General features: G+C 51.0%; 16 protein-coding genes. 11 read left to right on the top strand and 5 right to left on the bottom strand.

What is annotated here, in order from left to right:
- The first annotated feature begins 1 nt into the window (after window position 1).
- The 6 genes from ABDW36_RS14780 to ABDW36_RS14755 all read left to right on the top strand — a co-directional run bounded on the left by ABDW36_RS14780 (window position 2) and on the right by ABDW36_RS14755 (window position 3672).
- Window positions 2-1363 carry a hypothetical protein gene (locus ABDW36_RS14780; protein WP_343702686.1) on the top strand — a complete coding sequence of 454 codons (1362 nt, stop codon included), beginning with the start codon at window positions 2-4 and terminating at the stop codon, window positions 1361-1363.
- A 32-nt stretch (window positions 1364-1395) separates the two neighbouring features.
- Window positions 1396-1683, top strand: a complete 288-nt coding sequence (locus ABDW36_RS14775; protein ID WP_343702685.1) for a hypothetical protein — start codon at window positions 1396-1398, stop codon at window positions 1681-1683.
- Window positions 1684-1685: 2 nt separating this feature from the next.
- The gene (locus ABDW36_RS14770; RefSeq protein ID WP_343702684.1) at window positions 1686-1904 is read left to right on the top strand and encodes a hypothetical protein; all 219 of its coding nucleotides are present in this window, start codon (window positions 1686-1688) and stop codon (window positions 1902-1904) included.
- The gene (locus ABDW36_RS14765) at window positions 1876-2649 is read left to right on the top strand and encodes a hypothetical protein (protein WP_343702683.1); all 774 of its coding nucleotides are present in this window, start codon (window positions 1876-1878) and stop codon (window positions 2647-2649) included. Before ABDW36_RS14770 ends, ABDW36_RS14765 begins: the two co-directional genes overlap by 29 nt.
- Window positions 2625-3140, top strand: coding sequence for a glycosyl hydrolase 108 family protein (locus tag ABDW36_RS14760; protein ID WP_343702682.1), 516 nt, complete (start codon window positions 2625-2627; stop codon window positions 3138-3140). The genes ABDW36_RS14765 and ABDW36_RS14760 overlap by 25 nt, the downstream gene beginning before the upstream one ends.
- 271 nt (window positions 3141-3411) lie before the next feature.
- The gene (locus ABDW36_RS14755) at window positions 3412-3672 is read left to right on the top strand and encodes a hypothetical protein (protein ID WP_343702681.1); all 261 of its coding nucleotides are present in this window, start codon (window positions 3412-3414) and stop codon (window positions 3670-3672) included.
- A 104-nt stretch (window positions 3673-3776) separates the two neighbouring features.
- Here ABDW36_RS14755 and ABDW36_RS14750 read toward each other — a convergent pair whose 3' ends face one another.
- A complete protein-coding gene (locus ABDW36_RS14750; RefSeq protein WP_343702680.1) occupies window positions 3777-5030 on the bottom strand; it encodes a site-specific integrase in 1254 nt (417 codons plus the stop codon).
- 190 nt (window positions 5031-5220) lie between these two features.
- Between ABDW36_RS14750 and ABDW36_RS14745 the strand changes: the two genes are divergently transcribed.
- From ABDW36_RS14745 to ABDW36_RS14735, 3 genes are all read left to right on the top strand, one after another.
- The gene (locus tag ABDW36_RS14745) at window positions 5221-6048 is read left to right on the top strand and encodes a hypothetical protein (RefSeq protein ID WP_343702679.1); all 828 of its coding nucleotides are present in this window, start codon (window positions 5221-5223) and stop codon (window positions 6046-6048) included.
- 34 nt (window positions 6049-6082) lie between these two features.
- Entirely contained in the window at window positions 6083-6976 is an 894-nt protein-coding gene (gene lipA / locus ABDW36_RS14740; RefSeq protein ID WP_343702678.1) for a lipoyl synthase, read from the top strand.
- Window positions 6977-7090: 114 nt separating this feature from the next.
- Window positions 7091-8005, top strand: coding sequence for a phosphodiester glycosidase family protein (locus ABDW36_RS14735; RefSeq protein ID WP_343702677.1), 915 nt, complete (start codon window positions 7091-7093; stop codon window positions 8003-8005).
- 1 nt (window position 8006) lies between these two features.
- Here ABDW36_RS14735 and ABDW36_RS14730 read toward each other — a convergent pair whose 3' ends face one another.
- Both ABDW36_RS14730 and ABDW36_RS14725 read right to left on the bottom strand, forming a co-directional pair.
- A complete protein-coding gene (locus ABDW36_RS14730) occupies window positions 8007-8390 on the bottom strand; it encodes an SdpI family protein (protein ID WP_343702676.1) in 384 nt (127 codons plus the stop codon).
- A gap of 53 nt (window positions 8391-8443) precedes the next feature.
- Window positions 8444-11158 (bottom strand): AsmA-like C-terminal region-containing protein, encoded by a 2715-nt coding sequence (locus ABDW36_RS14725; protein ID WP_343702675.1) that lies wholly within the window; start codon window positions 11156-11158, stop codon window positions 8444-8446.
- Between the two features lie 88 nt (window positions 11159-11246).
- On the opposite strand from ABDW36_RS14725, the gene ABDW36_RS14720 reads away from it, so the two are divergent.
- A complete protein-coding gene (locus tag ABDW36_RS14720) occupies window positions 11247-11837 on the top strand; it encodes an RNA methyltransferase (protein ID WP_343702674.1) in 591 nt (196 codons plus the stop codon).
- 12 nt (window positions 11838-11849) lie between these two features.
- The gene (locus tag ABDW36_RS14715; protein WP_343702673.1) at window positions 11850-12320 is read left to right on the top strand and encodes a TlpA disulfide reductase family protein; all 471 of its coding nucleotides are present in this window, start codon (window positions 11850-11852) and stop codon (window positions 12318-12320) included.
- A 1-nt stretch (window position 12321) separates the two neighbouring features.
- On the opposite strand, the gene rluF is transcribed toward ABDW36_RS14715, so the two are convergent.
- Together rluF and ABDW36_RS14705 are read right to left on the bottom strand one after the other, a co-directional pair.
- Window positions 12322-13062, bottom strand: coding sequence for a 23S rRNA pseudouridine(2604) synthase RluF (rluF, locus tag ABDW36_RS14710; protein ID WP_343702672.1), 741 nt, complete (start codon window positions 13060-13062; stop codon window positions 12322-12324).
- A gap of 90 nt (window positions 13063-13152) precedes the next feature.
- On the bottom strand, window positions 13153-15531 hold the full coding sequence (locus ABDW36_RS14705; protein ID WP_343702671.1) for a ribonucleoside-diphosphate reductase subunit alpha: 2379 nt from the start codon (window positions 15529-15531) through the stop codon (window positions 13153-13155).
- Window positions 15532-15539 lie beyond the last annotated feature (8 nt).

Genomic DNA, 15539 nt, shown 5'->3' with positions numbered 1-15539 from the left:
TATGAAGAGAATATTTTTTTTAATTGTCGCCTTGTTGCCGTTTATAACATACGGACAGGGCACCCCGTGGACTAAGAGCACGGTGAACACGAAAACAAACAAGCAGATGATTGACAGTGTCCTTATTGTACCACGAGACACAGTTCCTTCAAATACCGGGTTGTATCCAGCAACTACTGGTACTCCTGTTGGGGATAGTGGACGTCTTGCATTTAAGGACGGGAAGTTCTGGGGACATCATGGAGTACTTGGGTGGAAGGAGATAGGCAAAGACCCCGACCTGTCCGCATATTACACCAAGACAGAAACCGATGATCTATTCACACCGCAGGAAAGGACTCTTAATATGGTTGGTGGTGATGACATGTTCATCACTGGCGGCACTCAATCGCTAGGTGCGAATAGAACTTGGACGTTCAATGTTACTAGCACCCTGCAGAGCGTTCTGGATAGAAACAATATCACCACCACCGCCATAATAACCAATATAGGACCTACCCCGCAGGGCCAGAACCACTACGCTCTGAATAACGGTGGTGTGAACCGTATCGGTTTAGGGCTGATCAACACTGAATCGGGTGGCAATACGGGCAGCAATTTCTATATCTCCCGATACGATGACGCCGGAAACAGTACAGGATTCCCCCTGATCGCCCGCCGCACTGATGGTAGGGTTACTTTTGAAACAACCCCATACGTAAACAATAACCCAATATGGCATGCAGGCAACCAGGGGCAAGGTACCGGGATGGACGCTGATCTTTTAGATGGACAGCACGGTTCATATTACCTGAATTTTACCAATGCAACCAACAAGCCCGGCATTAATACGGTACTGGATGTAGACAGGGTGGCCAATGATGCCAACGAATATACCATAATAGGTAATGTATCAATTGGCAAGAGCGCTACCGGATACGGGACTGTGGGTTACGGATTTGTTACAACGGGAACCACTAATACATACAACTATGCAAACAGTGATGTGGCTGTCATGGCTGATTTACTAAATGGCGGCTTCAATATTCGCTCGGCCCCATCTGGCACGATGGGGAACCCCATCACGTTCGTTGATCGGCTGAATGTACCTAATACTGGCGCTATCGTGGCGAAAGGCACATCCTCATCCGTCGGCAATGCTTTGACGGTTCAGAACTCGGCGGGAACACCCGTCTTGGAGGCCGCAAATAATGGCACGGTCGTCCTGAACGGCTTGTCGTATTCTTCTGGAAGTGGCACCCCAGAGGGTACCGTTACTGCACCTGTTGGCAGCTGGTATAGCGACCTGACAAACGGTGTTCCGTACTTCAAAAAAACAGGCGCAGGCAACACAGGTTGGAAAGCTGTATCCTTGGCACCTTAATTCTTTTGTTCATCCAATAAAACTTGAGACCCATGTCATTCGTGGAAAGACACCTGCTAGTGCGCAATGAAGATTTGCGCGTAAAAACAAAGATGGCCGTTATTAAGGCAGCGAATGCCGTGTTGTCAGCCCCGGAAAGAGAGCAAGAACATAAGTTCTGCTATCTGGTGATAAGCGAGCCGGAGAATACTTATTGGCTGGATCAGATCATGTACAGCACAGTCTCCAACCCTGCTATCACGGAGGCGTCAACCGATTCAGATATTGAGTTCACCGTCAACAGCGTGTTCGGTAGGCATGCATTGGCTTTTAACAGGTGATGATGAAAGAAAAAGCAACAGCATTCATAGGCGGGTTCATTGCCGCCGTTGTCCCGAATGGGCAGACCATCCTGCAGATGTTCGGAGATTTCGCATACAAAGCCTTTACCACTGCTGCGCTGGGCGTTGTGGGCGGTATTGCAGGGCTATGGGCGAAGGAGTACATATTTCCATACCTGAAAAAGAGATACGATGAAAGTCGGAATAGATCAAAGGAATAAGCCGGCGCCGTTGTGGTTCCGGCGGCTACGGGACGCGAGCGTTAACTTCCTACTGCCCGCGCTGGGGCAGCTTGTCACATCGCTGAACCTGACGGACGCTAAGGAGAATATGTGGCTACAGGTGCTCACTTTCCTGCCGGCGGCGTTCAACTTCGTTGGTGTGCTGCTGGGAGAGGACGTGAAGCGCAAGATACGTGTATGGGTGCTGGTGCTGGGCGCAGCTTCGCTGCTCACCGCCTGCCGCACCCCGGCACAGATCGTAGCTGACAAGGCTCGTGCTCAGGTCATTAAGGACTCCATTGCCCGCGAAGCCCGCATGCAGACACTGCAGCAGGTACGCAAGGAGCTACCTTGCCATCCTATCAAGCTGGTGCAGGGCATTACCCGGTACCTGCCTGGCGACTCTATCCCCTGCCCGGATAATGGCAAGTGCCCGCCGAAACAGGTAAGAGTGGATACGGTTTATTACGAAGATATGGCCGCGCTGAAGGCTGTCCGGGACAGCCTGGATAAGGCATTGTACATACAGGGCCTCAAAGACGCTCATATCCTCTCCCTGCAGGCCTCCTACGACAAGCAGTTGAAACGGGCGGAAGAACAGGAGGCCAAGGCCGATGCCTGGTTTCGACGGTTCTGGTGGGGCGTGGGTATCATCATCGTTGTTGTGATCGCCTTCTTAGGTCTGAAAACTAAGTTCTCATTCATCCTTAAACCCATACGATGGCTCGTTTCGATATTGCGATAGTACTGGTAAGATATTGGGAGGGTGGCTACTCCAACCGGGCAGACGACAAAGGCGGGGAAACCTACGCCGGCATTAGCCGCAAGCATAACCCTCACTGGCCCGGCTGGGCTGCTGTGGATGCGGCCAAACCGCTGAATCGATACGCCATAGTACCAGCAGCGGAGCCGCATGTGAATAGCTACTACGAGGCCCACTACTGGCCGAAGATCAAGGGAGATGACATAGCAGACCAGCGGGTAGCTGGATTCCTGTTCGACTGGTACGTGAATAGCGGCGCCTGGGCTACGCGGGCCGTGCAGCGCATGGTTGGCGTAACGGTAGACGGCAAGATTGGCCCCAAGACGGTGGCCGCCATCAATGCCGCCGGGCCTGGTCTGTTCGGGCGGCTCCAGGTAGCGCGGGTAGCGTTTGTGCACGGCATTGTCCGGCGCGACCCTAAACAACGGGTGAACCTGGCAGGCTGGTTAAGGCGGATAAATTCGTTTCAGTAGTACGGGTTTCCGTAAAATGGATACAGCGTATATAACTATATTTATAGCGGCATCAAGCCGTAAAAACCTAATAGCAAATGGTAATTGTTGGCGGCCGGGGTATTTACTCCGGCTTTTTTTGTTGCGCATATTCTCTGCGCACTGCCTCCCGATCTTCACCCTGCGTTACCGATACGCAGCCTGGGTGTGTATAAAGGCCCCGGTTCAAGCACCGTCCGAATGGGCGGTACTTTTTGGGTTGAAATGCTAAAAATATTAGTAATTTGCTGACATGAGCCAGTGGGATGAGATACAGTTTTGGGCCAGCTATGGCTATGAGCGAAAAAAGGTAGAAATAGGCATGGTTTCTGGCCGAGGCGGGAGCTGGGATTTAACTGTAGATAGCCGCCATGAGGCCTATATCTGGAAAACAAAAGATGGCTGGGTGTGCAATTTCCAGTGCCCGGATTGGTGGGTAACAAAATCTGATCTTGATGTATTATGCGAGCTGGTGCAGGACTACATCGAAAATAGTGGCCCGGAACGTGCGTAACGCAAATACCATGCGTAGCGGAGATATAATTTTGAATAGCTTCACAATTTCATAGGTATAGGGATAATACAATTAAGCCCCGGTTGTCTAGCCGGGGCTTGTCATTAAAAGTCCGGCGCATTGGCAATAATCTGCTTCCGCATGCGTTCTCCCTCTTTCTTCAGGTAAATCTTAGACGTAGCTATGGAAGTGTGCCCCCAGCCCACGGATACCGATTTGATCGGGATACCAGCGTCTATCTTTGCATCACCTCCGGCGCCCTTAAAGCTATATAGACTTACCGGTAGTCCCAATCGCTCTTTTGGCCTATATTTTGACTTCTCATTTGGCTTGTCTTTCACTACTGCTTTCCACATGGCAGATGCGTAGGCCGAACGCTTTAAAGTGGTTCCAGGGCGTAATTTATGGCTGAATATATACCAAGTGGGCGGCAGGCCGGCCATTCTCTTGTTTATCCATTCCAGCAAGAAACCAGGTAGCGGAACCTCCCGGTATATCTTCGTTTTTCCTTCGGTATAGTCAAGTTTAATAACAGAATTAAGCTGATCTATCATTTCAGGCGTTGTGAGCAAGATTTCCTTAGGCCGCATGCCAGTTACATACTCAAAGCGAAGAAAGTGGTATAGGTCAGGAGCGAGGATAGGCAATTTTTCCTTTATAAGAGCTATTTCTTCGTCAGTGGCGTGCCGATGCCGGCCAGTCTCGACTTCATCTTTTAATTTTATTTTGCTGCAGGGATTGTACTCCACAGCGCCCCATTCCTCCAGCTCTTCAAAGTGGCTGTGTATATATAACATGTATTTATTATATGAATTGGGTGTAAACCTCTGGCCTCGGCCTTCGGCATCATATACGGCTTGCCTGTTCATGGCCATTTGTTCTAAAAGCAGCTTTATATGATGCTTTTTTGTGTTACTAACTGGCATGGCGTTTATCCCAATGTCTTTAGCGGCAGACAGGGCCATGTCAATGACTATACCATACTGGAGAGCTGAAGATTCTTTTAAACTGGCTTTCTTTTTTTTGTAGGCAAATTCCAGGGCGTTGTTAAAAGGCATCTCAGATAACAGGGCCTCTTTATGCTCCGGCACCGTAGACGGTTGACCCATAAATGCCTTCAGGTCATTTTCAAAGGGGTTCCATCCGGCTTCCAGACATTCTTTCACTAGCTTGACGACTGTCGCGCCCTCACACTCGCGATCTTTTGCTGTTTTGAAATAATTGATACCCGCCCGAACTTGAAAGGGCTTTCTTTGGTGACGAACCATACATGTATATCGGAAGCCGACATACCATTCCTTGCTGGTGTCACCATCATAACTGTGCAGCTTTGGGGCTGTAAATCCTTGTTTCAGCATAACCGTTCTTTAAAATGTTTGACTTTTTGTTTGACTTTAAAGAATCGGCACTTCGGAAAATCGCTGAAATGCAAATGTAATCTATATTACCTGTATCCAGAACAGAAAATAAGCGTATTTTTAATGTATGTTTGTATAGTAACAAAACATAAAACGTAATCAGGCGTTTAAATTAAAATAATCACGCACGGTGAAAAAAATAAATGTACTCTTACTGCTCCTGATGGCCGCTTCCAGTCTCTATGCCCAAGATAAACCATCCAAAAAGGAGGAACGGGAACAGAAAAGACTGAGGAAAATCTCACTTTTCAGGGAAATTGAGGAGGGAGACAACCTTTTTAACCGGGAGTTTTCCGGTGGCGCCAGGCTGAATACAGACGGCTGGACGGGTTTCCTGGAAATGGGGTACCGTAAAACCGCCAGCACCGTTAACTACTTCCAGTTTGAATTTTCAGAGAAAAGAGATCCCAAGCAAGACCGGTCTTCCCGCATCATTCCCGTGGGCGGCGGTTTTGGTATCAGCAGCACGCCCTTTGTATACGGTAAAATGAACAATTTTTACCAGGCCAAGCTGGGCATTGGGCAAAAGCGGCTGATTGGCGGGAAAGGGAACAAGAACGGGGTGGAAGTGAACGGCATTTATTACGGTGGTATCTCCTTCGGGCTGGTAAAACCATATTATCTTGACCTGATGAACGATGCCGGAGATCCCAATAACCGCAGGGTAGTAAAGTATTCAGACGCCATCCGTGACGATTTTCTGAACCACGACCTGATTTACGGCGCCGGCGGGTTCACCAAAGGCTGGAATGAAGTGAGCCTGAACCCCGGTCTGCACGCCAAAGTGGGCTTCCGGTTTGACTGGGCGCGTTTTAACGACGTGATCTCCGCCCTGGAAGTAGGCATTAACGCCGAATATTACACCAAAAAGGTGCAAATTATGGTGGAAAGAGATCCTAAGTCATTCTTTTTCAATGCTTACATAGGTTTGCAACTGGGTAAACGCTGGAATAAGTAACTTTGCACATTATTAATCGAAGAAAGGATCAGCGATGCAAGAATTACCCGTAATTGCGGCGGAAACGGCTGCACCAAGAGTGAAAAAGCCGGACTGGCTGCGCGTGAAACTGCCGATAGGAGAAAATTACAGGCAGGTAAGGAACCTGGTAGATACCCATAAGCTACATACCATTTGCGAAAGCGGCAACTGCCCTAACATGGGCGAGTGCTGGGGGGCCGGAACGGCCACTTTCATGATACTGGGCAACATCTGTACCCGCAGCTGCGGCTTCTGCGCCGTGGCCACCGGGCGGCCTGAGGCGGTAGACTGGGATGAGCCGCAACGTGTGGCGGAAGCCATTTACCTCATGAAAGTAAAACACGCGGTAATTACCTCAGTAGACCGTGACGAGCTGAAAGACGGCGGCTCCATCATCTGGGCCAACACCATCCGCGCCGTGCGCGCCCTCAACCCCAACACCACCATGGAAACCCTTATCCCTGATTTCAGGGGCATCTGGGAAAACCTGGAAAGGGTGATAGAAGCGGCGCCGGAAGTAGTATCCCACAACCTGGAAACCGTAGAGCGCATGACCAAACAAGTGCGCATACAAGCTAAATACCACCGCAGCCTTGAAGTGATACGCCGCCTCAAACAAGGAGGCATGCGTACCAAAAGCGGCATTATGCTGGGCCTGGGAGAAACCAAGGAAGAGGTAATACAGGCCATGCAAGACCTTTATGACAATGGCTGTGATGTGGTAACGCTGGGCCAGTACCTGCAACCCACGCCCAAACACCTGCCTGTTGTGCGTTTTGTACACCCGGACGAGTTTGCCGAACTGCGCGAGATCGGCTACGGCATGGGACTGGACTACGTGGAAGCAGGCCCGCTCGTACGTTCTTCCTACCATGCGGAAAAACACATCTTCAGCGGAAGGAAATAATTATCAGTATAATTGTATTGGAAAAGGGTCTCGCTTGTAAAGCGCGGCCCTTTTTGCTTTCTCATAAACCAGAAATAACGCAGGCAGTTAAATTTTCTTTTTTATTTTTCTGCCATGAAACGGACTCTCCTGCTTGCAGCAGCATTATTTCCCGCAATAACCTATGCCCAGCTTAACTGGCGCCCTTCTGAAACCCACAACAGCGGCCTGCCGCCGGGCATAAAGGTGTATGAAACCACAGACTCCCTGGATGGCAAGCCTTTCAGGGCATTTTACCTGGAAGCGGACCTGAAAGACCCGCAACTGGAATTTGTGGTGCTTTCGGGCAACGGTAAACGGTATACACCCGCTCAGTTTGACAGTATTGAAAAGCACAATACACTGGCGGTGATCAACACCACCTTTTTCTCTTTCAAAGATAACAGCAACGTAAATATCGTGATGCACAAGGGCAAGGTGCTGGCCGCCAATCCCAAGTTCGCAAAATACACCACCCGGGGCGCTTTCGGCATCAACCGCCACCGCCAGCCAGACATAGCCTGGGTGTACAACGTGGGTAAAAAGAACCGCCCTTACGCCTATGACGAGCCCGTAACGCCCATCATCAATGGTACGGACACCATTTACCGCGAGCCGGGCAAACGCTTCCCGCGCGGGGCGCACAAATGGAAAATGAAGGAGGCCGTAGGCGGCGGGCCGGTGCTGGTGCAGAACGGGCAGCCCTTTATTACCAGCAAGCAGGAGAAGATGCTGAATGAGAAAGATTTTCACCCCCGCTCCGCCGTTGGTTACACTGCAGACGGTAAGCTGATACTGCTGGCTATTGAAGGCAGGAACAAGGGTGTGGCGGAAGGGGCTACTTTTCCGCAGATGGCAAAAATATTCACAGACCTGCATTGTGTGGAAGCGCTCAACCTAGACGGCGGCGGCTCCTCTGCGCTGTACGTGCAGCAGCAGAATACCATCAAACCGTCAGACGCCGGCGGGCAGCGGGCGGTACCCACTGTGTTGGTAATACGCCGTAAATAGCTCAGCCCTTCTTTATCTTCCGCTCACCGTCTTCATCAAATTCCTGCAGCAAATGCCATTCCGTAAGGCCGGTAAGCAGCAGGGCGCAGATGATCACCGGGGTGATGGTGAGATAAAGGAACAGGTCTGTTTGTGTTTTGAACAGCAGCGCCATCAGCAGGCCGAACGGAATGAGCACATAAGCCATGCGCCGGGAAAGAAAAGCGGCGTACTGGTTGGCTTCGTGCCAGGTGTTCTCGTTGATGGTGGAAGAAAAAGTACGGTACCCGTACCATGTTTTCATGCTGCGTGGAGGGTACTTGCGGATCATGAAGCCCATAAACAGGAACAACAGGCCCGCCAGCAGGCTGGCATTGACAAAGGGGCTATGCAAAATGCTGTCCATAAAAAAACGTGGTGCAAAAAAAATGCTGCACCACGTTTTTATTACAACTGAGTTTATCGTTTTGTTGAGTCTGCTGCGGTGTTTTTGCGCTTCAGCAGGTTATTGAGGGTGTTATTCAGCGTTTTTTCCGCTGCCTTGCCCGCATTTTGCAGCGGTTTGCCCTCCACTGTACTGTCTTTCCCGCCCAGCAACTGTTTTTTCAGCTCGTCTTTTACGGCAGAAACAGCTTCGTTCTTCACATGGTTCAGGGAGTCTTTCACGGTGTTCTTTACCGTATCCACCTTATTTTTCACCATGGCGGTGGCCTGGTCTTTCAGGTTATTCATGGCGTTGCCGGCCACTTCTTTCAGATCTGTTTTAAGAGTGGGTTTAAGCATGCTGCCGCCCATCAGTACGTTGAGGTACACCGTATCACTCACTTGTACCGGAATGCCTTTGTTGTTGGCCTGTGTTACCAGGTTATTCACGAGGCTGTTGCCTTTCTGGCCCAGCAGCGCGCGGGGCAATGCCAGTTGCATGGTGTAGTCCATGCTCTGGTCAAAACCATGTGAGCCGCCAATGAGCATGTTCATGTTGGAGAGTTTTACGCGGAAGGGGTTCACCGTCAGGCGGCCGTTCTCAAACGCGAAATAGTTTTTGATATCCCGCACGGAAATATCCTGCAGCGCCGCCACGTTCAACTGGTTAGCCAGCTGGTCAAGCGGGGCGAATTTTTTCAGGAAACCCTGTATCAGCAACAGGTTACCATCTCCGGTGAGGGTATTGAGCACCGGGCTCATATCTTTACCCAGTTTGCCTTTCACCGTAAGCTGGGAACTGAGCTTGCCGCTCAGGAACTGCGCAATGGGCATCAGTTTCTGTACTGTGTTGAAGGCTTTGAAGGTCTGCTGCACGTCCAGCTCTTTTACATCGTAGCTGAGGCTGATATCAGGTTGCTGTTTGTTCTCTTTGGTAGAATAGGTGCCATTTATTTTCATAGTGCCCTGCAGCGCGTTGGCCTTGATGTCTTTCATGGTCACCGTCTGGTCATTGATTTTCAATGTGCCGGAAAGCTGGTTGAGGTCTACCTTGTCATAATGCACTTTTTCTGCTTCCGCATTGATGGTGAAATCCAGGTTATTGGGCACTACAAAAGGCCCGGATGCAACCGTATCAGCGGCCTTGTCTGTGGCCGGTCCGCTGCCGCCGGTGGCCATCCATTTATCCAGGTTGATGTGGCCGGCCTTGAGGTTGAGATGGCCGTTGAGCGCATCGTTGCGCAGTACGTAAGCCAGCAGGTTATTGACTTCACCAGTGGCGAAGAAGCTGGTGCCCAGGTATTCACCTTTGAAGTCAGGAATGGTAACATTTTTTGGATTGAACAGCATCTGCAGGGTAGACACCTTCACGCCTTCCGGGTAATCTTTGCTGGCGTAGAGGAGGTTGTTGACCGCCAGCTTGCCGGAGGCGTCAAACTTTTCATATTGCTGCTTCTCGATGGCGCTCATATAACCCCTGGCCTTCAGGTCTGCATCCAGCAGGCCGGCCAGCTTGGTGCCTTTCTCAAACTTGACGAACTGACCTACCTTGCCCAGGTCTACACGGCCCCTGGCGGCCGCGTCCAGGTAAAGGTCGGATACCGGCGTTTTTACCATCAGGCGCATGTCTACAGGACTGTCATCCATCTCCAGGTGGGCCTGCGGCACGTCAATAATGGTATGATCAGGCACGCCGTCAGGGTTGCTTACATTAACGGCCAGTTGAATGTTTTTCACCGGCTTGGGCAGGTCGGGGTATTGGAAGAAGCCGTTCTTTACAGAAAGGTTTACGCTGTAGGCCGGCATTTGCTGCGGTGTGTAGGTGCCTTTCACAAAGCCTGAGAAGGCGGCGTTGCCGCTCGTTTTGATGCTGGCAAAATCTTGTGAATAGATAGCCGGCACCAGGGAGAGCACGTCTTTGAAGTCGGTAGACGGCGCGGCAAACCGGATGTCCATTTTGTAGCTGCTGTCGTTGAGCAATTGTACAAAACCTTCGGAAGTTACTTTCAGGTTGTTGATGGCAATTTTATCCGTTTTGAAGGAGTAAGTACTGGTTTTGTTATTGATATTTACATCCGCCAGTATCTCTGCTTTCGTATTGACAAGGTAAGGAATGAAGCCGTAGGCAAAGTTGAGAGACTCTGTAGAGGTGGAGGTTTGCAGGGTGAACTCATCTTGCGTGAAATCTCCTTTCCCCTTGTGGTTCAGTTGTTCAACGGTGAAGTGCATATGGCCCTGCCGGTCACTGTACCGGAGCGTGGCGTTCTCAATGCTGTACTGGCGGAGGCTGAAGGCGAAGTTGCTTTGCGTGGTATCTTCCGGTGTGCCCGCATTCGCTGCGGCGGTATCCGGCTTGGCAATATCCCAGTTGGCGCGGCCCTGCTCGTCAATAATGGCGTATATGCGGGGCTGTTGCAGCACAATGTTGTAGATGTCAATCTTTTCGCCTTTGATGGCGCTCATGAGGTCCATGGCAACGTCCAGCCGTTTTACGGCCACCAGGGTGTCTCCCGCAAAATGATCAATGCCTGTTACCTGCAGCTCGTCAAGCGCTACGGCCAGGCGGGGAAACCTCCGGAAGAGGCTGATATCCACATCTTTAAAATCTACTTTGGCATTCAGGTTCTTGTTAACCTCTGTTTTGATTTTCGCAATGATCTGACCTTTAAACAGGTACGGTACCGCAATCAGTATTGCGATCAAAACCAGCAAGCCAATGCCGATGCCTTTCAGTACCTTTTTTACATTCATAGGATTCATTTTTTTGAACAATGGCTAAAGATAGTAAAACACCCCGCCTAAACTTAATTTCTGTTAATTTTGCCAATAAATTAACAACATGACACCAGAACGGAGAGAGCGGCTATTATCTGTACTGAACCGGCGCCAGGGCAATATAACAGTAGTATTGGAAAACGTGGAAGACCCGCACAATATTTCGGCGGTGCTTCGTACCTGTGATGCGGTGGGCATCCAGGACGTATATGTGCTCACCACCAAAATACCGCGCCACAAGAAATGGGGGGCCAAAAGCTCCTCCAGTGCGGCCAAGTGGCTTACGGTACATCAGTACACGGACGCAGCGGAGCTGTTTGCCGTATTGCGGCGGCGGTACCAGAAAATTTATACCACGCATCTTTCTTCTGATGCCGTCAGCCTGTACGATATTGATTTCTCCGGTTCCGTTGCGCTGGTGTTCGGCAACGAGCAAAAAGGCGTGAGTGAAGAGATACGGCAATTGGCAGACGGCAATTTTATCATACCCATGCAGGGCATCATACGTTCCCTGAACATATCTGTGGCTTGCGCTGTGAGCGTGTATGAGGCCATGCGGCAGAAAACACTGGCCGGCCATTATGCGCAGCCGGGCCTGCCGGCGGAGCAGCGGAGCGTATTGCTGGAAGAATGGGGCTTTAAGGAAGAAGATTAAAAACGGCAAACCATGAGACTGTTTTTTTTCCTGTTATTATGCTGCCAGGTGGCAGCCGCGCAGCAGGTGCGCCGCATTAGGGCAGACGAGCTCAGAAAGGTATTGCACCACCCTGACACGGCGCTGGTGGTCAACCTTTGGGCCACCTGGTGCGCTCCCTGCATCAAGGAGCTACCCTGGTTTGAGCAGCTGGCGCAGCAAATGAAAAACAAACCGGTGAAATTCATCTTTCTCAGTCTTGACATGGAAGATGCCTACCCCAAAAAGATCAACCGTTTTATTGCACAAAACAAGGTACGCTCCACGGTGCTCTGGCTGGACGAGCCCAATGCAAACAGTTACGCCTCCCTTGTAGACCCGCGCTGGGAGGGCAGCATACCCGCCACTATCTTTCTCAACAGCAAAAAGAAATACCGGAAATTTGTAGAAGGCGAACTCACGCAAGAAGAATTAAAGAAACAGGTACAGGCGGCCCTGGAATAGCTTATTCATCCATCCCGCCATCATCCCCCTTCTCCGTTTTACTGCTATTGGCCACCAACTGGTTAATGGCTGCTACTTCGTCTTTAGTGAAAAGCCGCCACTTGCCGGGCGGCAGGTCTTTGAGCGTCATGTTCATAATGCGGGTGCGTTTGAGGGTTTCCACCCGGTAGCCCAGGGCTTCACACATGCGGCGTATCTGCCGGTTCAAGCCCTGTGTAAGAATGATCCGGAAGCGCTGCGGCCCTTCCTGCTGCACAAAACATTTTTTGGTGTAAACGCCCAGAATGCGCACGCCGCTGCGCATGGTTTTGATGAACTCCGGCGTAACGGGTTTATCTACCGTTACAACATACTCTTTTTCATGCTGGTTGCCGGCCCGCAGTATCTTGTTCACAATATCCCCGTCGTTGGTGAGGAAAATGAGGCCTTCGGAGAGTTTATCCAGCCGGCCGATGGGGAAAATGCGGGATTTATAATTCACATAATCAATAATGTTCGTCTTGTCCTTGAGGTCTGTGGTGCAGGTAATGCCTTTCGGTTTGTTCAGCGCTATGTATACCGGCGCTTTTTTCTTTTTCAGCGGCTCTCCGTCTATTTCCACCACGTCACCTTCTTCCACGCGGTTGCCTTTGGAGGCAATATTATCATTAATGGTCACGCGGCCCTGTTCAATGTATTTGTCAGCCTCTCTTCTGCTGCAGAAGCCGGTTTCGGCAATGTATTTATTAATGCTCTTGTCCATATGGCGCTGTAAAGGTAGGGAAATTGCGGGCATGAAAATGGCCCGGCTGTTTCCACAACCGGGCCATTCCCTTTATCTGAAGAGCGGCAATTATGCGCTGCAGGTTACGCAACCTTCTTCCATGGTGCAAACCGCGCCTTCGGGTACAGAAAGTTCCATAGCTTCTCCGGAAGCGGAGGCCACCACGGGTACCATGTTCTGGCCGGCCTGTTTCTCCACCGTGAACTGCACGGCCTGAGTAGCAGCCTGCGTACGCAGATAGTACATACCGGTTTTGAGGCCTTTCTTCCAGGCGTAGAAGTGCATGGAAGTGAGCTTGGACGCAGACGGCGTGTCTACGAACAGGTTGAGTGACTGAGACTGGCAAATGAAAGCGCCGCGGTCTGCCGCCATATCAATGATAGTACGTTGTTTGATTTCCCAGACAGTTTTGTACAGTTCCTTGATATTGGAGGGTATTTCAGCTATCTGTTGAATAGAGCCGTTGGCCGCAATGATCTTATTTTTCATGTCATTGTCCCACAGGCCCAGTTCTACCAGGTCTTTCAGCAGGTGTTTGTTCACCACCACAAACTCACCGCTCAGTACGCGGCGGGTATAGATGTTGGAGGTGTAAGGTTCAAAGCACTCGTTGTTGCCCAATATCTGGGAGGTAGATGCAGTGGGCATGGGCGCCAGCAGCAGGGAGTTGCGGATGCCATGCTCCTTGATCTCGGCTTTCAGGCCGGCCCAATCCCAGCGCTCTGAAGGCGTAACGCCCCACATGTCATACTGCAGTATGCCTTTGGAAGCGGGAGAGCCGGGGTAAGACTCATAGTGGCCGTCTTTTTTAGCCAGGTCTTTGGAAGCGGTGAGGGCGGCAAAGTAGATGGTTTCAAAGATCTCTTTGTTCAGCTGCTGCGCCTGTGCGCTTTCAAAGGGGTACCTCAGCAGGAAGAAAGCGTCTGCCAGGCCTTGTACGCCCAGCCCGATGGGGCGGTGGCGCAGGTTGGAGCGGCGGGCTTCTTCTACAGGGTAATAGTTCTGGTCAATGATCACGTTCAGGTTGAGCGTAGCCTGGTAGGTGACGTCAAACAGTTTCTGGTGATCGAACTTGCCGTCTATCACAAAGCGGGGCAGCGCCAGGGAGGCCAGGTTACATACCGCCACTTCGTCTTCGGAAGTATATTCAATAATTTCAGTGCAAAGGTTAGAGCTTTTGATGGTGCCCAGGTTCTGCTGGTTGGATTTGCCGTTGGCGGAATCTTTGTACAGCAGGTAGGGGGTACCGGTCTCTATCTGTGCGTCGAGGATGGCAAACCAGAGATCTTGCGCCTTTACGGTCCTGCGGGCGCGGCCTTCCTGCTCGTATTTTTCGTACAGCGCTTCAAACTCCTTGCCATGGCAATCTGCCAGGCCCGGCGCTTCATGAGGGCAGAAAAGGCTCCACTGGCCGTTCTCTTCCACGCGTTTCATAAACAGGTCTGGCACCCAGAGGGCGTAGAACAGGTCGCGGGCGCGCAGTTCTTCCTTGCCGTGGTTCTTGCGCAGGTCAAGGAACTCGAATACATCTGCATGCCAGGGCTCCAGGTAGATGGCAAAGGCGCCTTTGCGCTTGCCGCCGCCCTGGTCTACGTAGCGGGCCGTATCATTAAACACGCGCAGCATGGGTATGATGCCGTTGGAAGTGCCATTGGTGCCGCTGATGTAGGAGCCTGTTGCGCGGATGTTGTGAATGCTCAGGCCAATGCCGCCGGCGCTCTGGGAGATTTTGGCGGTTTGTTTGAGTGTATCGTAAATACCGTCAATGCTGTCTCCTTTCATGGTGAGCAGGAAGCAGCTGCTCATCTGCGGTTTGGGCGTACCGGCGTTAAAGAGCGTGGGGGTAGCGTGGGTAAACCAGCGCTCGCTCATCAGGTTGTACGTTTTGATGGCAGACTCAATATCTTCCTTGTGAATACCAACAGCTACGCGCATGAACATGTGCTGCGGGCGTTCAGCAATTTTACCGTCTACTTTCAGGAGGTAAGAACGCTCCAGTGTTTTGAAACCGAAGTAATCAAAAGCAAAATCGCGGTCATAGATGATGGTAGAGTCCAGTATCTCTGCGTTCTTTTTGATGATCTCCCATACTTCATCACTGAGCAGGCCGGCGGATTTGCCGGTTTTGGGGTCCATGTACTCCCAGAGTTTTTTCATCGTTTTGGAAAACGACTTGATGGTATTTTTATGCAGGTTGCTCACCGCAATGCGGGAAGCCAGTTGCGCATAGTCAGGGTGTTTGGTGGTGAGGGATGCGGCAGTTTCCGCGGCCAGGTTGTCCAGCTCCGTGGTAGTTACGCCGTCATACAGCCCCTGGATCACTTTCTTCGCTACATCTATTGAATCTACATATTCCGGCGCCAGTCCGTAGCACAGTTTCTCTACCCTTGCCGTGATCTTGTCAAATTTGACAGACTCTTTTCTTCCGTCTCTTTTTATAACGAACATAGTGTAAT

The organism is Chitinophaga sp., from assembly GCF_039596455.1.
Lineage (GTDB): Bacteria > Bacteroidota > Bacteroidia > Chitinophagales > Chitinophagaceae > Chitinophaga.
This window is presented reverse-complemented; position numbering and strand designations above follow the sequence as displayed.